This window comes from Marivivens niveibacter (genome assembly GCF_002150005.2).
Taxonomy (GTDB): domain Bacteria; phylum Pseudomonadota; class Alphaproteobacteria; order Rhodobacterales; family Rhodobacteraceae; genus Marivivens; species Marivivens niveibacter.
This window is the reverse complement of record NZ_MSPP01000002.1, coordinates 493,878-514,464: the sequence shown is the minus strand read 5'-3', so window position 1 is coordinate 514,464 and position 20,587 is coordinate 493,878. Positions and strand designations below refer to the sequence as shown.

The window sequence follows — 20,587 nt, the reverse complement described above, 5'->3', positions numbered from 1 at the left end:
GATGCAAAAGTTTGAAACACTGACCGGTATCGCGGCACCTATGCCGCTGGTGAACATCGACACCGACATGATCATCCCCAAGATTTTCTTGAAGACGATCAAACGTTCGGGTCTGGGTGTGAACCTGTTCGACGAAATGCGCTATGACCGTCAGGGCAATGAAATCCCAGATTTCGTCCTGAACAAAGAACAGTACCGTGACGCTGAAATTCTGGTGGCTGGCGACAACTTTGGTTGTGGTTCGTCCCGTGAACACGCACCATGGGCAATCGCTGACTTTGGTATCAAAGCCATCGTTTCGACATCCTTCGCAGACATTTTCTACAACAACTGCTTCAAGAACGGCATCCTGCCGATCGTGATGCCAGAAGACGTTGTAGACGTTCTGATGAAAGACGCTGAAAAAGGTTCGAACGCACGTATGACCGTTGATCTGGAAAACCAAACGGTCACCACCTCGGACGGTCAATCCTTCCCGTTCGAAGTCGACGCGTTCAAGAAACACTGCCTGATCAACGGTCTGGATGACATCGGTCTGACCATGGAAAACGTGGACGCGATCGACGCATTCGAAGCGAAAGCATCGGAAGCACGTCCTTGGGTCTAATCCCAACCCATTGATCTAAATTAGAAAAGGCCGCCTTGAATTGGGCGGCCTTTTTGATTCTAGCAACCGAATCTGACGTCCACATTTTCGCCACATTTGCCCGACCTATATTTAGTATATGCCCTGCAGCTTTCCGCTACATTTGTGTTTTTTGGTTTTCAGACAAAACCGTATTGCCATGTACAGGTACTGAAATGGTTGCAATCTGGCACCAGTAAGGCCGCAAATCCGCCCAAAATATTTCGTCTTATTAATCTGTTAGTTGCGAAAGGGGGCTGATGTGCGCAACATTGTGGCAAAGATGAGGCAACCCGTTTCCTATGAACGGGGTCAAACTGGAAACAGGACACGGCAAAGTACCGCGTCCGGCCGGATTGAGGATAACAAGGCAGTGGTTTCGCGAATTGCGGGGGCAGTACTGCGCGCAGTTTTGATGGTCGTTCTGATTTCGACGCCATCTATGCTGTTGCCAGGCACCCATTCGGACACAACACAAATCGTTGCGCTCGTGGCTATTGCCGCGGCTGTCTTCACGTTTGCCGAATACAACTCTGCCTATCCCAGCCTTGTGGAATTCCGTGACGCGCCGCCGTTTAACCGCATTCGGTTTGTGGCACTGTTCGTCTGCGTCCTGTCATTGTCGCTGATCGCGCGGGGCGGGACTGATGCATCAACATTGGCCCGCTTTATCGAAGCGGTTGGTCAGAACCTATCTGAAACAATCGATTTCCCCTATTCACCAGTGCGTCTGATGGTTCTGATGTTGCCACAAGACGCAGACCTTGGGCTGATCAGCTCTGTTCGGACGGCCGCTGGCGTCAGCTATCTGGTGTCCGTTTTATCATTGGCCGTTTTCGTCGTGCTGATGCGGGTCAACAATTGGCCATCCAGCAAATCGGGCTTTAACGTTTGGGTGAATATGCCAACCTTTGACCCCACAGCCGGTGGGGACATCGTTGATCGGCTACAGCGCGACAGCCAAGTTAACCTGATCTTAGGATTCCTTTTGCCATTTATTATTCCAGCCGCGGTAAAACTGGCGTCGGATGTGATTGACCCGATCAGCCTGTCAGAACCGCATACCCTGATCTGGACTGTTACGGCATGGGCATTCCTACCTGCATCACTGATCATGCGCGGGATCGCTATGGGCCGCGTTGCCCAACTGATCGAAGACAAACGTCGTCGCACAGTGTCCGATCAATCCTTGCAATTGGCCTGATCTGCCTATGGCCCACATGGGCCATGGCCGATATCAGGATCGCAACGTTCGCCGCGCCATTATCCCGTGACGGTCCGGGATTGCTCTTGCGGGATCTTGGGCGCGACGATCCACAGATTGATGCAACAATTGAAATCATCAATCATATCGCCCCTGACATTTTAGTCCTGTCGAACTTTGATTTCGATATGGCGTGGGTTGCACTAAATGCATTCAACGCACGACTAGACCGCCCCTTTGACCATCTGTTTTCTGCAAGGCCAAACGCTGGATTGGAAACTGATCTCGATATGGACGGCAACGGCAGAAAAGGCGAACCACGCGACGCCCAAGGGTATGGCGTATTCACAGGCGATGGCGGCTTGGCCATCCTGTCGCGCTATCCTATCGGACCTATGCGCGACTTCACTGCCCTCTTGTGGCAGGATTTACCCTCTGCACGGTTGCCACGCGTAAATGGCACCGTGTTCCCGTCAACCGAAGCCATATCGATCCAACGTTTGTCTTCGACCAACCATTGGATTGTACCGGTTGAAACTCCGATTGGGCCAATAAATCTTTTGGCTTTCGCAGCGACCCCACCCGTTTTTGATGGCGCTGAAGATCGAAATGGGTTGCGCAACGCAGATGAAATCAGGCTTTGGGAACTGGTCCTATCGGGCCATTACGGCCCACCACCAGAAAATCCGATTGTCATTGGAAACGCGAATCTAGACCCTTTGGCGGGCGATGGGCTGCGCAGCGCGATAAGGTCTTTGCTAGAAAACCCCGCCCTAACCGACCCAACTCCGGCACAACCAACAGCCATCTGGCCCGACATTGGACAGCTACGCGTGTCTTATGTCCTGCCGTCATCATCACTGACCATTCAACAGGCTGACACGCTATGGTCTGCTGACGTCTTGCCGCCTGATACGGTTTCGGTATCGGGCCCACACCGAATTGTTTGGGTGGACGTCGCCGAATGACACGCAAAACGCAATTTACAAAGGGCTTTCTTGACCCCCGCACGGCAAAGGTTTAACCCGTCCCAGACCTTTTCAGACAAGGAATACCGAGATGTCCAATCCCTCGATCCTGATCCTAGCCGGTGACGGTATTGGCCCAGAAGTAATGGGCGAAGTTAAGAAAATCATTAACTGGTACGGCGACAAACGCGACCTGAGCTTCGACGTAAGCGAAGATCTGGTTGGCGGCTGTGCATACGACAAACACGGCACCCCGCTGCACGATGACACGATGGCCAAAGCCCAAGAGGTTGACGCTGTTCTGCTGGGCGCTGTTGGTGGTCCTCAGTACGACGACCTGGATTTCTCGGTGAAACCAGAGCGCGGCCTGCTGCGCCTGCGCAAGGAAATGGACCTATATTCCAACCTGCGCCCTGCGCAGTGTTTCGACGCGCTGGCCGATTTTTCGTCGCTGAAAAAAGACGTGGTTGCCGGTCTGGACATCATGATCGTGCGCGAACTGACCTCGGGCATCTATTTCGGTGAACCACGCGGTATCTTTGAAGAAGGTAACGAACGCGTAGGCATCAACACCCAGCGTTACACCGAATCCGAAATCGAACGCGTTGCACGTTCGGCATTCGAGCTGGCACGTCGCCGCGGCAACAAAGTTTGTTCGATGGAAAAAGCCAACGTGATGGAATCGGGCATCCTGTGGCGCGAAGTTGTTCAGCGCGTACACGACACCGAATACCAAGACGTTGAACTGTCGCACATGTACGCAGACGCAGGCGCGATGCAGCTGTGCCGCTGGCCAAAACAGTTCGACGTGATCGTCACCGACAACCTGTTCGGCGACCTGCTGTCGGACGCTGCTGCAATGCTGACCGGTTCGCTGGGCATGCTGCCATCGGCATCGCTGGGTGCACCAATGGAAAACGGCCGCCCCAAAGCGCTGTACGAGCCAGTCCACGGTTCGGCACCAGATATCGCGGGCCAAGGCAAAGCAAACCCAATCGCTTGTATCCTGTCCTTCGCGATGGCGCTGCGTTATTCGTTCGATCAAGGCGCAGAAGCCGACCGTCTGGAAGCCGCCGTTGAAAAAGTACTGGCTGACGGTGTTCGCACCGCAGACCTACTGGCAGACGAAGGCGTTACCCCAGTTTCCACCAGCGAAATGGGCGACAAAATCATCGCTGCATTGGACGCTTCGCTGTAATCCAGCGACTATACCAGATTAGAAACGGGCGCCTTTTTGGGCGCCCGTTTATTTTTTTACCAGACAGTTTAGGGTTGCACGTGCGGTCAAAGCTGTTTCATCACTGGGTTAGCGCAAACAGGAGGTTTCATGGCCGATTACGCAAAAAGCAATGTCAAAGGCGCATTTTACGCCTTGGGTGCTATGGGCATCTATGCGACGCATGACGTCGTCGTAAAATATCTAGGCGAAGCGGGCTTTGGCGCGTTCCAGATTATTTTCTTTTCGGCCCTTCTAGGGTTTCCAATGGTGACGTTGATCCTAATGCGGGACACCACCAGTGGAACACTCATTCCGCGCCACCCTTACTGGATGGCCCTGCGCGTCATTTGTATGGTCAATACGGGCGTTTGCGCGTTCTATGCATTCACGGTTCTGGAATTGGCACAGACCTACGCAATTTTGTTCGCGTCACCGTTGCTGATTACCATCATTGCGATCCCGATTTTGGGTGAAAAGGTCGGGTTTCACCGTTGGGCTGCGGTTGTTGCGGGTCTGATTGGCGTTCTAGTCGTGCTGCGCCCCGGGGCAGAACCGCTAACAGCAGGCCATATCGCTGCATTGGCGGCGGCAATCACCAATTCGATGGTAGCCGTCATTTCACGCAAAATCGGCAGCGAAGAACGGTCAGTCGTGATGTTGATTTACCCGATGCTGGGGAACTTTATCGCGATGCTTATCGCCATGCCGTTTGTCTATGAACCCATGGAATTCAGCCACATCGGAATGACAGGTATCATCGCGCTGTTCGGCCTGATCGCATCGTTTTTGTTCATTCAAGCATACCGTGTCGGCGAAGCTGCCATTGTCGCGCCTATGCAGTATAGCCAAATTATTTGGGCGACGTTTTACGGCTATTTGTTGTTCAACGAAAAGCTGGATGTACCGACCATCACAGGCGCAGGAATCATTATCGCGTCCGGCATTTATATTGTGATCCGCGAACGCGGTGGTGCATCGGAAACAAACCCTGTGTCCCAGACCCGCCTACGCAGCGAAACGGTCACGTCACCGCGGGTGTCTATCCTCATGCGGATTTGGCACAAGGATAATTACCGCAAATCCAAAGGTGTTTGGCACTAAACACAAAGACGCCCCACTGGGGCGTCTTTTGCATTAGGGGGCAGGGCTATCATCATAGTCCGTCCGCAAAATACGTACGGCGTCGCCTTCGGGGTCTTCGTATTGGCGCGATTTCATTGTCCAGAAAAAACCAACCAACCCTAGTGCGCCAAGGCATAAGGAGACGGGGATGAGGATGACCAAAACTTCCATATTCAACGTGTCCTTAAGGCATTTAGCGAAACGATAATCGATGATGTCGACATCGCAATCGCTGCTGCCAATGGGGTCGCAAAACCGGCAAAGGCAATCGGAACAGCGATCATATTATAAACCGCGGCCACCGAAAAGTTTTCCAAAATACGCGAACGAGCAGAACGTGCGGTGCCAATCGCGGAAAATACATTTCGTAAATCAGGTGACACCAAAACCATATCGGCTGCCACTCGTGTTGCTTCTAACGCGGACGCTGGCGCAATGGATACATGGGCCACCGACAACGCCCCGACGTCGTTCAGACCGTCACCGATCATCAGAACTTTCTGTCCAGATTGGGTGCATTGGTTCAAGAATTCGATTTTGTCCTGCGGCAACATTTCGTGAAATTTGTTGTCGATGCCCAATTCATCCGCCACCTGATCAACCGCCATTTTCACATCACCTGACAGTAGCGAAACAGGGATACCGCGGGTTTTAAACGCATCGATCAAATCCGCTGCGCCGTCACGCAGGCTGTCACGAAACTCCAACGAATGAACGTTGGTCCCGATCTGCAAAACGGTCATCGTCGACGACACGCACCCAGCCCAGACCGCGCGACCCAGACGCACGGTTTCCCCGTTATGGCGTCCCTCTAGTCCCATGCCTGGCTCTTCGGTTATCTCCGCAACCGTCGCAGCTGAAACGCCCCGCGCACTGGCCGCTTGAACGATGGCTTTGGATCTGGGGTGGGCCGATTGACGCGCGATGCCTGCTGCAACCGCAAGATCATCATCAGAGAGTTGCGTTACCAGCTCTGGCAACCCGAACGTCAATGTGCCCGTTTTATCCAAAACAACAGCATCTATTTCAGCAAGCCGTTCCAAGGCCGTCGCGTGTTTGACCAAAATGCCTGATTTGAACAGACGGCCCGACGCCACAGTCGACACGGCGGGAACAGCCAGCCCCAACGCACAGGGGCATGTGATAATGAGAACCGCGACCGCGATGTTCATCGCAACACGAACATCGCCCGCCGTGAGCCACATCCACAAAACAAAGGCGGCGATAGCCAGCAAGTGGACCGCGGGGGCGTAAATACGCGCCGCACGATCCGCTAGCGAATTGTACCGCGATTTGGCAGATTCAGCGACCGACACCAAATCAGCCAATGAATGCAGCAATGTGTCTTCACCAACGGCTGTCGCCTGTATCTGGACCGGAGCCGATAGATTGATTTCGCCCGCGTTTACATCGCTATTGATACCAACGGATACAGGGTCGGATTCACCTGTGAGGAACGAACGATCCATGTCTGTCACGCCGCTGATAATACGTCCATCTACAGGAACTTTACCGCCCGCCTGCACCATGAGAACATCGCCAACAACGACGTCTTGAATTGCAACCGTTTCCATATCAGTGCCATTCATACGCAGCGCTGTCGGAACTTCCATTGCGGCCAGTTCTGTGGCGGCAGACCGCGCGACGCTTCGCATTTTCTGGTCCAGATAGCGGCCCGCCAACAAGAAGAACGTCAGCGATAGCGCAGCATCAAAATATGCGTGATCGCCATGGCTGATCGTTTCAAACAACGACATCCCCGATGCCAACAAAATCGCCAGCGTGATCGGAACATCCATATTCAAACGACCGACGCGTATGACGCGCCATGCGCTGGTGTAAAATGGACGGGCCGAAAACAGAACAGTGGGCAAAGTAATCAGGGCCGATAGCCAATGAAACAAATCACGTGTTGCATCTGATGCGCCTGACCAAACGGCGACGGACAAAAGCATGACGTTCATCATCGCAAATCCTGCAACGCCCAATCGCATCGCAAGATCCCGCGCGGCGCGATCCGTTTCGCCAGCAGACAAAGTTGCGCTGTCCAAAGGAACGGCTTCGTATCCCAGCGCGGAAATGGCGCTGATGATATCCTGTTCAGGCGTTTGCGGGCGAGCGTGAACGGTGGCGCGTTTGCGCGTCAGGTTGACACGAACGTCATCCACATAATCCAAGTTCGACAGCTGTGTTTCAATTGTCTGAATACAGGCCGCACAGTGAACGGTTGGCAAAGAAAACTGATATTCGACGCTGGCAGCATCCACAGTTTTCGCCGCCCGCGACATCGCGGCAGGTGTCGCAATGCAAGCGGGACACGCCATAACGCCGGCAGGTTGGTCGATATTCATGCGATTAATTCCTGAAATCCACCTTTAGGCGCTGATGAAACGGGGTTCCATCGGCGGCCGTGGCTTGCATTCGAAAATCCCAGTTGCCGGTTTCAGACACATGAATAGGTGTGCGGTAAACCGCGCCATCAAATTCCAAAACAACGTCCTGATCATCCCGCATCTGTGTAGGGCGGCCAAAAATTCCGACGACGGTGGCATCTGGAACTGCGCCATCTGCATTCACGATTTCGACGATCAATTCATGATCTAGTACATAGGCCGATGTGTCCCATCCCAATGCCTGTTGCGCCGCGCGTTCCGCATCGAACGTCTGGCTTGCAACATAGGAATTGCGCACCACCAACCCAGGAAACGTACCCACCGCTTGCATTGCCATGATGACGTTGACGGTAATGATCACGATAAAAAACGATGCAAAAATCGCAAAGAATTTCGGACCTGTGATCGGGCCTTTGAACATTTGCAGCATTAGTTCACTCTCCCATTAAAGACGGTGTTTTCGGATGTGCGGTCATCGTTTGTGGTATCGGTGACCCAGATGGTGAAATCGGTGCGATCGTTCGATGCCTCGGGGGTGTTAGGCGCGGCATCTACATAAACGCGGATCAGCTTTGCGGTATCGGCGGGGACCAGAACAATGTTGTCGTCTGTGCCTTCGACCGTCACCGCTAAATCCACCTGATCGATCAACGCGACTTCGAACGGACGTTCTTCGCCATGTTTGTTGCGAATGCGGATTTCATAGACGTTGCGGATTGTGCCATCGGATTGAACGATAAAGCTGGGATTGCGAACTGGGGATACCGTCATGTCGATGTCAGGACGGATGAACAGCGCAAACACCAGTGCGAAGCCAACCGCAGCCCATAAGAACGTGTACAGCATCGTACGCGGACGCAGGATATGTTTGATCACAGGGATCGGCGTCTGGCCGCTGGTTTCACGTTCTTCGTCCTTTAGCGCCATATAATCAATCAGACCGCGCGGTTTGCCGATCTTGTCCATCATGTCATCGCAGGCGTCGATACACAGACCGCAGGTGATGCACTCCATCTGCTGACCATCACGTATGTCGATCCCCATGGGGCAGACGTTCACGCAGGCCATACAATCAATGCAATCGCCTTGTTTGTTTTGCTCTTGTTTCTTCAGCTTGCCGCGCGGTTCCCCGCGCCAGTGGCGGTAACCGATCGTGATGGTGTCTTCGTCCATCATTGCGGCTTGAATGCGGGGCCACGGACAGGCGTAGATGCAGATCTGTTCCCGTGCAAAACCGCCAAAGATAAAGGTCGTCGCGGTCAGAACAAACATCGTGGTGTATGCGACGGGGTGCGCAGTGCCGTTCAAAAGATTTACGAACAATGTCGGCGCATCGGTGAAATAGAACACCCACGCCCCACCCGTTGCCAGACCGATTAGCGCCCAAACGACCCATTTTGTAATCCGCAACCGCACCTTGCGGAACGACCATTTTGCGTTCCACAGACGCACGCGGGCGTTACGGTCGCCCTCGATCCAGCGTTCGACCAGAATGAACAAATCAGTCCATACGGTTTGCGGACAGGTATACCCGCACCAAACGCGACCCAGTGCTGAGGTAAATAAAAACAACCCCAAACCCGCCATGATCAGCAAACCCGCGACGAAGTAAAATTCGTGTGGCCAAATCTCGATCCAAAAGAAAAAGAAACGGCGGTGTGCCAGATCGACCAAGACCGCCTGATCAGGCAGTTCAGGCCCACGATCCCAACGGATCCATGGTGTCAGGTAATAAATGCCCAAGGTGATCGCCATAATCACCCATTTCATATTACGGAAAAAACCACTGACGCGGCGGGGGAAGATGGGCTCTCTAGGGGCGTATAGCTTTGGGGCCTCGGGCGCAGACATAGAATCGTCCTGACGTTTTGCTTTGACTTCTTGTCTGTTGTGCCTGTGCGCGCCTTTCGTGGCTTTGACCCAGATCAACTAATGCCGCACCTACGAGTCAACTTATCCCCTGAAATGAAAAATCCCCCGATCAGAGACATCTGATCGGGGGGAGTCGCACCAGCCCGGCATATGCGCGAACAGGGGGCTGGACCGGTGCCTAATCCTGCGCGGCGGCTGCAACACCGCGTAGGAAGATCAATTATTGACCGCCACCCAGCTGGTGGACATAGGCGGCAACAGCGTTGATTTCCGCATCGGTCAGGCCGAAACCAGGGCGGTATTCGATGCCCCATGCTGGCATGACGCCTGCACGTCCTTCGATCAGAGTTTCGGTAATGGCCTCTTCGGAACCGCCATACAGCCAGATTGCGTCGGTCAGGTTTGGCGCGCCGGTCATTTCGCCGTCTGCAACAACGTATTCTGGATCTTCGAATGCACGGGTGTTCATCAGGCTGCCTGTGCCTGCATCGCCATGGCAGGACGCACAGTTATCTGCGAACAGCACTGCGCCTTCTTCGGCCAATGCGGCGTCGGCGTCTTGGCCGGAAATGGCGCGAACATAAGCAACCGTAGCTACGATCTCTTCGTCCGAGAAGGTGTCGGCAAAGGATGGCATCACGCCCCCATAGCCACGTGCATCCCAGCTGCTTTCGTTACGGATACCGTTACGAACAGTCCACGCGATTTCATCAATACGGCCACCCCAGATCCAATCGTCGTCAATCAGCGCTGGATAACCTTTGGCCCCTGCTGCGCCCGAACCATGACACTGAACGCAGTTCGCTTTGAACACGGACGAACCCATATTTACAGCAAAGCCGTGCAGCGCGTCATCCTCGGACAGCGTGGCCAGATCAGCGGTTTCCAGTGCCGCAATCACATCGGCATTAGATGCGTTAACCGCATCAATCTGTTCTTCGACCTGACCACGGGTCGAAAACCCCAAATAGCCAGCGGTCGCCGATTTGATGCCAGGCCATGCGGGATAGGCCACTGTATACCACAGGCCCCAAACGATGGTCGCGTAGAACACCCAGACCCACCAACGTGGTAAAGGGTTGTTATATTCTTCGATGCCGTCCCACGAATGGCCCGTGGTTTCGACTTCTTTTTTGTCGTTGCGGGTTGTCATTGTTTGACCTCTGTTTCGGGGTTTGCATCAGCGGCTGGCGCGTCTTCGTTACGGAACACAACGCTGGCCGCATCTTGGTGAACGGGGCGGCTGCCGGGGCGCAGTACGAACAGGATCGCCCCAACAAAGAACAGGAACAGCGCAAGCAGTGCCCAGCTGTCAGCGATTTCGCGGAAAATGTGATAGTCCATCACGCGCTCCTATCGGCTAGCGTCTGGTTCAAAGGTCGAAAAATCGACCAGAGTGCCCAGCATCTGCAGGTATGCAATCAACGCATCCATTTCGGTCACAGCGTCTTGGCCGTCGAAATTGGATACAACCGCATTGGGATACCGTTCTAATAGACCATCCCAATCGCCATCCGGATCAACCTGAACCTCGAAATCGGCAACCGCGTTGTCCAACATTTCTTCGGTGTAAGGAACGCCCACAACGCTGTGCGTAGCCATCAGATCGCCGATGTAGGTAGGCTCTAGTTCGCGATCCAATAGGAACCCGTATTTCGGCATCACCGATTCAGGCACAACTGATTGCGGGTCGGTCAGGTGGTCAACGTGCCATTCATCCGAATAGCGGCCGCCAACACGCGCCAGATCAGGCCCAGTCCGTTTCGACCCCCATTGGAACGGGTGGTCATACTGCGATTCAGCGGCCAGCGAATACATGCCGTAACGTTCGACTTCGTCGCGCATCGGGCGGATCATCTGGCTGTGACAGACGTAGCAGCCTTCGCGGATGTAGATTTCACGGCCTGCCAGCTCCAGAGGGGAGTAGGGGCGCACGCCCTCTACATCCTCAATCGTGTTTTCCAGATAGAACAGCGGAGCGATTTCCACGATCCCGCCGATGGTTACCACGCCCAGCGCGCCAATCAGCAGCAAGGTTGCGTTCTTTTCCAGAACCTTATGGTGGTCAAGGATACCCATGTCCCTAACTCCTTATTCTGCAGGGACGGCAGCGGCGTTTGGCATTTTTTTGCCAAAGGCTGTCATCCACAAATTGTAGGTCATGATCAGTGCGCCCAAGAGGTACAGGACCCCGCCCATGCCGCGTGCGACATACATTGGGAATTTGGCGGCTACGGTGTCGGCAAAGGTGTTCACTAGGAAACCGTTTGCGTCGACTTCACGCCACATCAGGCCTTCCATGATACCGGTGACCCACATGGATGCGGCGTACAGAACGATACCAATAGTCGCGAGCCAGAAGTGCCAGCTGACCAAACGCAGGCTGTATAGACCGTCGCGGTTCCACAGGCGTGGCGTCAGGAAGTACAGCGCACCAAAGGTGATCATACCGTTCCAGCCCAGCGCGCCCGAATGTACGTGACCAATGGTCCAGTCAGTGTAGTGCGACAGCGAATTCACAGCGCGGATCGACATCATTGGGCCTTCGAATGTGGACATGCCGTAGAAACCGATCGAGATCACCATCATGCGGATCACAGGGTCCGTGCGCAGTTTGTCCCAAGCACCCGACAGGGTCATCAGACCGTTGATCATACCACCCCACGACGGCATCCACAGGATGATCGAGAACACCATGCCCAGCGTCGACGCCCAGTCAGGCAGCGCGGTGTAGTGCAGGTGGTGCGGACCAGCCCAGATGTATAGGAAGATCAGCGCCCAGAAGTGGATGATCGACAGTTTGTACGAATAAACGGGGCGTTCGGCCTGTTTTGGCACGAAGTAGTACATCATGCCCAAGAAGCCTGCGGTCAGGAAAAAGCCCACTGCGTTGTGGCCGTACCACCATTGAGTCATAGCATCCTGAACACCCGCCATGACCTGCACCGAACGGGAACCAAAAATCGACACAGGGACAACCAAGTTGTTGACGATGTGCAGCATCGCAATGGTCACAATGAAAGACAGGAAGAACCAGTTCGCAACATAGATGTGCGGTTCTTTGCGTTTGAGGATCGTGCCAAGGAAAACCAGCAGGTAGGCGACCCACACGATGGTCAGCCACAGGTCAACGTACCATTCGGGTTCGGCATACTCTTTGGACTGGGTGGCACCCATCAGGTAACCCGTTGCCGCCAGAACAATAAACAGGTTGTAGCCCCAGAACACGAACCACGCCAGATTTCCGCCCCACAAACGCACAGCAGAAGTCCGCTGTACGATATAGAACGAAGTGGCGATCAGCGCGTTACCACCAAAGGCGAAAATAACTGCCGATGTGTGCAACGGACGCAAGCGCCCAAAGTTGCCGTAGCCCTGCAAAAATTCAAAGTTCAGCGCGGGAAAGGCCAGCTGGAACGCGATGAACGTCCCCACCAGAAACCCTGCCAAACCCCAAAACGTCGTTGCGATCACGCCATAGCGCACAACGCCGTCCATATAACCAGTTTCGACCGCTGGCTTTGCTTCGCCAGCGCTACGAACGGACCAAATAAACATGCCAGCCGAAACGGCCATAATAATCAGCGCGTGTACCTGATAGGCCAGATCGCGCGCGAAATTCGCGGCAATCGCAGCAAACAGGGCGATGACCCCGAATGCTATAATCTTAACCCAATCCCACATATCTTCGCGTTCCCTCTTTATTGCCCGCACGGATTCGCGCAGGCCGGTTTGCTTTGATTGTGGTTTCACATTCTGGTGACTGCCTTGCCTTGATCCATGTCAATACGATTGGCCAATTGCTCTGCTACCTCTTTCATCACTGGCTAGGCCCTGCCTGGGCCGCTGTTCCAACGAAGGAGAACGCCATGACATATAAAACTATTGCTGTGATCATCACGGACAGCGCAGCCGATACCAACGCGTTGGAAACGGCCATAAATATTGCCGATCGCACCGATGCCCATGTGAATGTCACCTGTATCGGCATCGACCCTGCCCGCTATGATGCGATCCCCGCAGGCGGCGGCGCGGCCCTGATCGAAGTCGGCGCGAAAGAAGCCCGCACACTAGCCGATAGTCTGGAAAAATGGGTCCGCACGCAGGTTGCGAACGTGCGCCCGTCGGTCAGCATCGAATCTGTTGTGATGCCGCAAATGGGCGTCGAAACGATGGTGGCGCGGATTGCGCGCTATAGCGATTTGATCGTTGCGACTAAACCCTATGGCGCAGGCCGCGGCCCCGTTCAGGTCAATGTTCTAGAAGCCGAACTGTTTGGCACCGGCGTTCCTGTGCTGATAGTACCCGAAACCGGCCCGATCGGCAGCGAACCATTTTCCCGCGTTGCCATTGCTTGGAATGAAAGCAGCGAAGCTTTTGCCGCCATCCGCGCGTCTTTGCCTGTTCTTATGGCCGCAGACCGCGTCGATATTGTGATGGTCGATCCGCCCAGCCATTCGCCTGAACGGTCAGATCCCGGCGGTGCAGTCTGTCTGTTGCTGGCGCGGCACGGTGTTCGCGCAGAAGTTTCCATCTTGGCCCGCACGTTGCCGCGAGTGTCGGATGTGATTGATCGGTTTGCCGCAGAACACGGCGTCGAACTGATCGTGATGGGCGCCTATGGCCATTCGCGTTTCCGCGAAGCGATGTTGGGCGGCGCGACACGCGACACGTTAGAAGCCACCACACTACCGCTATTGATGACGCGCTAGGCGATCATCCCGCCATCGGTATCATCGCCGGTTTCAGCGACAAGGGCCTGAAAATCCTCGATCCGGAACCGGCGTTTGCCGTCCAGATGAATGACGCCGTCTTTTTTCAACGCCGAAATCTGACGGCTGACGGTTTCCAGCGTCAGACCCAAATAGTCTGCCATAGATTCACGTGTCAGCGGCAGGTTGATGTTGATCTGCCCCGTCAAAGGCAGCATGCCGATCTGCGATTCTCGACGAGCGATAATTGTCAAAAGGCTGGCAATTTTTTCGCGCGCAGTTTTGCGTCCCAAAATCAGCATCCATTCGCGCGCAGCATCCAATTCGTCTAACGTCATGTCCAGCAAACGTTCGGCCACATGGGGCGTGCGATGCATCAGTTGTTCGAACGGTTTGCGGCGGAAACAACATAGGGTCACGTCACTAACGGCGGTGACGTCATAGGGCGATTGCTGGCGACCGGGACGACCAATGAAATCGGATGGCAGCAACAGACCCACCATTTGCGTGCGGCCGTCTTCCATCGTTTGGGTCAGGGACGCGACGCCCGACACAACAGAGGCCACAAATTCCATATCGTCACCCGCCCAGCAGATGGACTGCCCTGCTTCGTAGTTGCGATAATACTTGATGGCTTCCAACTGTTCTAATTCATCGGAATCGCATTTTGCACATACAGCACGATGACGAATTGGACATTCTTCGCAGTGAATATCTAACGCAATTTGACCCATCGCAAAAACAACCTCGGCGCAATCTTGTATTCAAAAGCAACTATAAGCCGTTTTTGGGAAGGAAACACAATGAATAGCAGCGATAGATTGCGTGAATTGGGACTTTTTGACGCCCGAGCGCCGCGCTACACTAGCTATCCGCCTGCAAATCATTTCCAAACGGGGGGCTTTGGGAATCAGACGGCACAGTGGTTGCGCACTGTTCCCGCAGGTGGCCGCGTTTCGCTGTATCTGCATGTCCCGTACTGCCGCCGCCTGTGTTGGTTCTGCGCCTGCCGCACCCAAGGCACCGCCACAGACCGCCCGCTGGTGCCCTATGTCAAACTTCTGAAACAGGAACTGGCCCTGATCGATCAACACCTGCCGCAAGACGTGGTGATCAGCCAAATCCATTTGGGTGGCGGGACGCCAACGATCCTACCACCCCACCTGATCGCAGAAGTCGGCAAAATGGTGAACACCTTCCGCCCGCTGGCCGATGATCTGGAATTTTCGGTGGAAATCGACCCGACCGAAGTGGATCAGGACCGCATTGATGCGCTGGCCGCAATTGGCATGACCCGCGCGTCTATCGGCGTGCAGGATTTTGACCCGATCGTGCAAAAATCCATTGGCCGCGATCAAAGCTTTGATCAAACGCGGGACGTGGTTGCGATGCTGCGCCGCGCCCGCGTCCATTCGGTGAATATGGACATTCTGTACGGCCTGCCGTTCCAGACCAAAGAACGCATTTCCGATTCCGTGCAGCGCGTTCTTTCGCTGAACCCTGACCGCGTGGCGCTGTATGGCTATGCGCATGTGCCGTGGATGGCGAAACGTCAGGCGTTGATCCCTGCGGACGCGCTGCCAGACGCGGAAACCCGTTTGGTTTTGTTTGATACAGCCCGCGAATTATTCATGTGGGATGGGTACAAAGAAATCGGGATCGATCATTACGCCCGCCCATCCGACAGCCTTTACAAAGCCGCGCAGCAGGGCCGTATGCACCGCAATTTCCAAGGCTACACCGACGACACTGCGCCTGTATTGATCGGCCTTGGCGCGTCTGCCATTTCGCGTTTCCCCCAAGGGTTCGCACAAAACGAATCTGCATCATCCAAATACGCGACGATGATCGAAAATGGACAGATCGCTACCGCCCGCGCCCACGCGATGACCGATGACGATCTACTGCGCAGCGATATGATCGAACGGCTGATGTGTGATTTCCGTCTGGACCTGAACATGCTGGCATCAACGCATGGCCGGTCGGTCGAAGACCTGCTGCAAATGACCAGCGCCATGCGCACGCAGTTTCATGATCAAATGACGATGCGTGACAACATCATCCAACTGAACGATCACGCGCGCCTGATTGCCCGCCTGTGCGCGCAGAAAATCGACGCCTATTCCATGCCCGAAGGACGGCATAGCCGCGCTCTTTGACAACTATAAAGGTACAGGTCATAACGTCCTAAATTTGATCAAATTTGGTGACGCTATGACGTTTGATACTCAACCCAGCATTTCTGGCTATGGATACCGCATTGATCCCCTGCGGGAAGAGGACCGAGAGGCGCTGTATCAGGCGGCATCGGACCCTCTGACTTGGGCCGGTCACCCAGCCACCACGCGCCACCAACGACCCAATTTCGATCGCTATTTCGACGATAACCTGTCCAGCAAACAAACCGTTGTTCTGCGCAATGATGCAGGCACGGTGATCGGCTGTTCGCGCTATTACCCTGCGCCCGACGTCGAAAACAGCATCAGCATCGGCTATACGTTTATCGACTGCAAATTCTGGGGCGGTGACACCAATTATGCGTTCAAACGCCTGATGCTGGAACACGCATTCAAAACCTATGACGAGGTCTGGTTCCACATCGCGCCATCCAATATACGATCACAAAAAGGCACGGGCAAATTGGGCGCAGTTTGGCGCTATGACGCGTCGTTGGGCCTGATGGGCACCCCACCCGAAGACTGGAAATGTTACACCATTTCCAAAGAGGCTTGGGAAAACACGGTAAATCAGCGCGAAAACGCCTCCCAAGCGCAATAAAATAAGGTGGGTAGCCCCTGCCCCCTTTCCCTTGGGGCCCTTTGGGTCTATAGCCCGCTCCGTCAAACCGAAGGAGAAGCCAATGGGCTACAATGTCGTCGTCGTTGGTGCCACGGGCAACGTGGGCCGCGAAATGCTGAACATCCTCGCTGAACGCGAGTTTCCGGTCGAAAAGATCGCTGTGCTGGCCAGCCGTAAATCGCTAGGTACCGAAGTCAGCTTTGGCGACAAAACCCTAAAGACCGAAGATCTGGATACGTTCGATTTTTCGGGCTGGGATATGGCCCTGTTCGCTGTCGGTTCAGACGCGACAAAAAAATACGCTCCAATCGCTGCCAAAGCTGGCTGCGTGGTGATCGATAACTCGTCGCTATACCGCTATGACCCAGACGTGCCGCTGATCGTTCCAGAAGTGAACGCCGAAGCCGTTGACGGTTACACAAAGAAAAACATCATCGCGAACCCGAACTGTTCGACCGCACAGATGGTTGTTGCCCTGAAACCGCTGCACGACCGCGCGAAAATCAAACGCGTTGTTGTATCGACCTATCAGTCGGTTTCCGGTTCCGGCAAAGAAGCTATCGACGAACTATGGGATCAGACCAAAGGCATGTATGTGCCAGGTCAGGAAAAAGCACCAAACGTCTATCCAAAACAGATCGCATTCAACGTGATCCCGCACATCGACGTCTTTATGGACAGCGGCGACACCAAAGAAGAATGGAAAATGATCACCGAAACCAAAAAGATCGTCGATCCGTCGATCAAGGTTACGGCAACCTGCGTTCGCGTTCCTGTATTCGTCGGCCACTCGGAATCGATCAACATCGAATTCGAAGATTTCCTGGACGAAGACGAAGCCCGCGACATTCTGCGCGAAGCACCAGGTATCATGGTGATCGATAAACGCGAAAACGGCGGCTACGTAACCCCGATCGAATGCGTTGGCGATTACGCGACCTTTATCAGCCGCATCCGTCAAGACGTGACTGTCGAAAACGGTATCAACCTGTGGTGCGTTTCGGACAACCTGCGCAAAGGCGCAGCACTGAACGCTGTTCAGATCGCCGAGGTTCTGGGTCAGCGCTGCCTGAAAAAAGGCTGATCGACCTAACCATAAGTTTACAAAGGCCAACCTATGCGGGTTGGCCTTTTTTGTTTGTAACGCTGCGACAAACATCAAAGGCATAGAATCGATGTCAAAACGATTCCCTTTTGGCCGCTTCTAAATGCACCCCCGACAAAAACGTTCGCCATTTTAGGCCTCGATAGAACATTTTTTACCATCTGACGTAGTGTCAAAAACTATCCGAAAGGGTCTGTCGCAGGCCCAAAGCGATCCCAAACCATCCTTTAATCGATAAATACACCGCCCAGCTCCGCGCTACACTGTTTTTGCAGAGCTTGATGAGACGGGGGTCGTATCAACCTGCAGCGAAAATGCCAGCTATGTGGCATTGGGCGTAATCCGCCTACACCTAAGGGGTAGAAAGATGAACAAAATTTCAAATCGTACATCGCCAAAACCGGTTTCGGTTTTAACCGATCGAATTCGACACCGCGCCGCTGAACGACGAAACTTTGGAGCCTCTACCTTTGACCCGGCATTTCGCACAGCTGCCGTGCAATGCCCACAACACTGCTAACGAAAGGAACGGAACCATGCACAATCTGATGACCAAAGCCCGCAAAGGACGCGTTTCCGCAGTTTCAGGCGTACGTGAAAAAGAAGCCAACATTTTTAGCGACTCGTTTGGCCAACGCCGCCGTCCGCGCCCTGACCAACCAAAATTCTGATTCTACTGCACCTGAACAGGCCGATATCTATCGTGGGACGCAGGTAAACCGTGCAAAACTTGGCTCACTAAACCTGCCCTATCCGCATTTCACGGTAGCACAAACATACCAAAGGATAGGGTCACCATACGCCAAGATGCCAAAACTCTTCATGCGGGCAGGTGATTAAATCAATCACGTTCAGGTAGTGTAAAGACACGGAGCAGGTGTCCCAATCCACCGGTTCCTAGATTAGCTCGACTAACCTTCCTCGGTTCGGTGCTTTTGTGTCCCAATCCACAAAGGCACCGACAACCGGAAGGACATAACAGAAACTCGCCTTGCCCCCGAAGGCCCATTGGAATGGATGTGTCCATGACCATTGTAGCTTGGTGGCGCAAAGCGTCCGAAACAAAACGGCCAGCACGACGTTGGGCCAAAAAACAAAAACGGGTAACCCGTGACGAGATTTGCCAACTGTTCGCAAAAGAGTTGGAATCGCATCATAGGTGGCCCCCGCAATAAGGACCGGCAACATGTGTCTTGCAACCAAAGCCCGCTTGGGCCGTCGCGCTGCTCTTTTGGGTCGTTATCGTCGCGGTTTGTCGCGCCGTACTGCCACACACCGTCTGCAACTGGCGGCATAGAAATTCAGTTACAACGCCACTCACGTTGAACGGAAAAGGGACGGCAATTTTCGCCGTCCCTTTTTCTATTTTTTAGATTTGAACGAATTTGCCTTCGTCCGCGTCATACATATCCAATGTACCTTCGCCGATGTTATTCCAAAGGCCGTGAATGCTGAGCGTGCCTTTGTCCATCGCCTCTTTGACGAACGGAAAAGACGCAAGGTTTTCTAGGCTGACCAGAACCGCCTCTTTTTCTAGTGCGGCAACACGTTTGTCGTCAGGCAAATCTGCAACGCGTTCGTAACCTGGGCGTAGGATATTCAGCCAAGTCCCAACGAACGATGTTTTGCTTTCCAGTTCAGGTGCTTGGCCGCTGCACATGGCGTTGCAACCAGCAACACCGCCGCAGGACGAATGGCCCAGAACAATAACATGCGCGACCTTCAGGGCCGTTACAGCGTATTCCAACGCTGCGGATGTACCGTGGTGGTCGCCATCTGGGTTATATGGCGGGACAAGGTTTGCAATGTTGCGGTGGATGAAAAACTCACCCGAATCCGCACCAAAGATTGATGTGACATGAACGCGGCTATCGCAGCAGGAAATCACCATGGCGCGCGGGTGCTGACCTTCTGCGGCCAAGGTACGATACCACGCCCGGTTGTCGGAATAGGTCGTGGCTTTCCACCCCTGATAGCGGCGAACGAGATATTCGGGCAACGGACGTGCGGCTTTCATCATGTCTCCTCTCGATAAACTCGCGAACAGATAGAGCCAATTTACCCAAATTTCGAGAGATAATTGTATTTCGCATAAACATATCGCTAGCAGTCGACCCGTATCGTGCTGGCATGACAGATTTACAGCCCCAAAAATTGGACCCGATCCACCGTCAAAGCGCGATCATCCGTTTATCGCCGCCCGTGGGGCCACAGGTGGATCACTTTGCCATCAACTGCAGCCTAAACCCCATGCCGACCGGCCGGACCGCCTTGACATTGATCCAACTGATCGAAGGTGATGTTGCCGATATTTCTAGGCATTTCAATGAATGTGATTTTTCCCGCATCCCGCCGATTGCAACACATATTAGCGACGTTGCCGACAGGCTGTCGTTGCCTGAAATTGCTTTTGTCGCGACGCATATTGCGCGCTGCGCCGAGGTCGTGGACGGCACCGCGGTCGCTGCATTGATCGCGCGATGTCAGCGATTGGTTGCCCGTGCGCATGATGAACTGGAACAGTTTGACTGATCTGACCACCTTGCGGCGCGGAACAAGCAGGCTAGT

General features: G+C 54.1%; 21 protein-coding genes. 11 read left to right on the top strand and 10 right to left on the bottom strand.

Translation table 11 applies throughout. The features are described 5' to 3' along the window. Position 1 precedes the first annotated feature (1 nt). The 5 genes from leuD to BVC71_RS08400 all read left to right on the top strand — a co-directional run bounded on the left by leuD (position 2) and on the right by BVC71_RS08400 (position 5,117). Positions 2-607 (top strand): 3-isopropylmalate dehydratase small subunit, encoded by a 606-nt coding sequence (gene leuD / locus BVC71_RS08420; protein ID WP_086451183.1) that lies wholly within the window; start codon positions 2-4, stop codon positions 605-607. A gap of 391 nt (positions 608-998) precedes the next feature. Further along, the gene (locus tag BVC71_RS08415; RefSeq protein ID WP_086451182.1) at positions 999-1,829 is read left to right on the top strand and encodes a hypothetical protein; all 831 of its coding nucleotides are present in this window, start codon (positions 999-1,001) and stop codon (positions 1,827-1,829) included. Between the two features lie 23 nt (positions 1,830-1,852). Then, positions 1,853-2,797, top strand: a complete 945-nt coding sequence (locus BVC71_RS08410) for an endonuclease/exonuclease/phosphatase family protein (protein ID WP_086451181.1) — start codon at positions 1,853-1,855, stop codon at positions 2,795-2,797. A 91-nt stretch (positions 2,798-2,888) separates the two neighbouring features. Further along, a complete protein-coding gene (leuB, locus tag BVC71_RS08405; RefSeq protein ID WP_086451180.1) occupies positions 2,889-3,995 on the top strand; it encodes a 3-isopropylmalate dehydrogenase in 1,107 nt (368 codons plus the stop codon). A gap of 129 nt (positions 3,996-4,124) precedes the next feature. Continuing rightward, the gene (locus BVC71_RS08400) at positions 4,125-5,117 is read left to right on the top strand and encodes a DMT family transporter (RefSeq protein ID WP_086451179.1); all 993 of its coding nucleotides are present in this window, start codon (positions 4,125-4,127) and stop codon (positions 5,115-5,117) included. Positions 5,118-5,150: 33 nt separating this feature from the next. Here the strand turns inward: BVC71_RS08400 and ccoS are convergent, their stop codons facing one another. The 8 genes from ccoS to ccoN all read right to left on the bottom strand — a co-directional run bounded on the left by ccoS (position 5,151) and on the right by ccoN (position 13,087). Continuing rightward, positions 5,151-5,309, bottom strand: a complete 159-nt coding sequence (gene ccoS, locus BVC71_RS08395) for a cbb3-type cytochrome oxidase assembly protein CcoS (RefSeq protein WP_086451178.1) — start codon at positions 5,307-5,309, stop codon at positions 5,151-5,153. 2 nt (positions 5,310-5,311) lie between these two features. After that, the gene (locus BVC71_RS08390; protein WP_086451177.1) at positions 5,312-7,489 is read right to left on the bottom strand and encodes a heavy metal translocating P-type ATPase; all 2,178 of its coding nucleotides are present in this window, start codon (positions 7,487-7,489) and stop codon (positions 5,312-5,314) included. 4 nt (positions 7,490-7,493) lie between these two features. Further along, positions 7,494-7,961 (bottom strand): FixH family protein, encoded by a 468-nt coding sequence (locus BVC71_RS08385; RefSeq protein WP_240516814.1) that lies wholly within the window; start codon positions 7,959-7,961, stop codon positions 7,494-7,496. Further along, on the bottom strand, positions 7,961-9,382 hold the full coding sequence (gene ccoG, locus BVC71_RS08380; protein WP_086451289.1) for a cytochrome c oxidase accessory protein CcoG: 1,422 nt from the start codon (positions 9,380-9,382) through the stop codon (positions 7,961-7,963). Before ccoG ends, BVC71_RS08385 begins: the two co-directional genes overlap by 1 nt. Before the next feature lie 241 nt (positions 9,383-9,623). Next, the gene (gene ccoP, locus BVC71_RS08375; protein ID WP_086451176.1) at positions 9,624-10,556 is read right to left on the bottom strand and encodes a cytochrome-c oxidase, cbb3-type subunit III; all 933 of its coding nucleotides are present in this window, start codon (positions 10,554-10,556) and stop codon (positions 9,624-9,626) included. After that, a complete protein-coding gene (locus BVC71_RS08370) occupies positions 10,553-10,747 on the bottom strand; it encodes a cbb3-type cytochrome oxidase subunit 3 (protein WP_086451175.1) in 195 nt (64 codons plus the stop codon). Before BVC71_RS08370 ends, ccoP begins: the two co-directional genes overlap by 4 nt. Before the next feature lie 9 nt (positions 10,748-10,756). Next, positions 10,757-11,482, bottom strand: a complete 726-nt coding sequence (ccoO, locus tag BVC71_RS08365) for a cytochrome-c oxidase, cbb3-type subunit II (RefSeq protein WP_086451174.1) — start codon at positions 11,480-11,482, stop codon at positions 10,757-10,759. Between the two features lie 12 nt (positions 11,483-11,494). Then, positions 11,495-13,087: a cytochrome-c oxidase, cbb3-type subunit I gene (gene ccoN / locus BVC71_RS08360; protein ID WP_086451173.1), complete on the bottom strand. Its 1,593-nt coding sequence runs from the start codon at positions 13,085-13,087 to the stop codon at positions 11,495-11,497. A gap of 185 nt (positions 13,088-13,272) precedes the next feature. Here ccoN and BVC71_RS08355 point away from each other — a divergent pair, with 185 nt between their 5' ends. Continuing rightward, on the top strand, positions 13,273-14,115 hold the full coding sequence (locus tag BVC71_RS08355) for a universal stress protein (protein ID WP_086451172.1): 843 nt from the start codon (positions 13,273-13,275) through the stop codon (positions 14,113-14,115). Here the strand turns inward: BVC71_RS08355 and fnrL are convergent. Next, positions 14,112-14,849, bottom strand: coding sequence for a transcriptional regulator FnrL (fnrL, locus tag BVC71_RS08350; protein WP_086451171.1), 738 nt, complete (start codon positions 14,847-14,849; stop codon positions 14,112-14,114). The two genes, BVC71_RS08355 and fnrL, sit on opposite strands and share 4 nt — an antisense overlap. 69 nt (positions 14,850-14,918) lie before the next feature. Between fnrL and hemN the strand changes: the two genes are divergently transcribed. The 4 genes from hemN to BVC71_RS15605 all read left to right on the top strand — a co-directional run bounded on the left by hemN (position 14,919) and on the right by BVC71_RS15605 (position 18,690). Further along, entirely contained in the window at positions 14,919-16,274 is a 1,356-nt protein-coding gene (hemN, locus tag BVC71_RS08345) for an oxygen-independent coproporphyrinogen III oxidase (RefSeq protein WP_086451170.1), read from the top strand. Positions 16,275-16,329: 55 nt separating this feature from the next. Next, a complete protein-coding gene (locus BVC71_RS08340; RefSeq protein WP_086451169.1) occupies positions 16,330-16,893 on the top strand; it encodes a GNAT family N-acetyltransferase in 564 nt (187 codons plus the stop codon). Positions 16,894-16,975: 82 nt separating this feature from the next. Continuing rightward, positions 16,976-17,998 carry an aspartate-semialdehyde dehydrogenase gene (locus BVC71_RS08335; protein WP_086451168.1) on the top strand — a complete coding sequence of 341 codons (1,023 nt, stop codon included), beginning with the start codon at positions 16,976-16,978 and terminating at the stop codon, positions 17,996-17,998. Positions 17,999-18,555: 557 nt separating this feature from the next. Beyond that, the gene (locus BVC71_RS15605; protein ID WP_276267888.1) at positions 18,556-18,690 is read left to right on the top strand and encodes a hypothetical protein; all 135 of its coding nucleotides are present in this window, start codon (positions 18,556-18,558) and stop codon (positions 18,688-18,690) included. A gap of 698 nt (positions 18,691-19,388) precedes the next feature. Here BVC71_RS15605 and BVC71_RS08330 read toward each other — a convergent pair. After that, positions 19,389-20,036, bottom strand: coding sequence for a carbonic anhydrase (locus BVC71_RS08330; protein ID WP_086451288.1), 648 nt, complete (start codon positions 20,034-20,036; stop codon positions 19,389-19,391). Positions 20,037-20,149: 113 nt separating this feature from the next. Between BVC71_RS08330 and BVC71_RS08325 the strand changes: the two genes are divergently transcribed. Next, a complete protein-coding gene (locus BVC71_RS08325; protein WP_086451167.1) occupies positions 20,150-20,551 on the top strand; it encodes a hypothetical protein in 402 nt (133 codons plus the stop codon). The last annotated feature ends 36 nt before the right edge of the window (positions 20,552-20,587 follow it).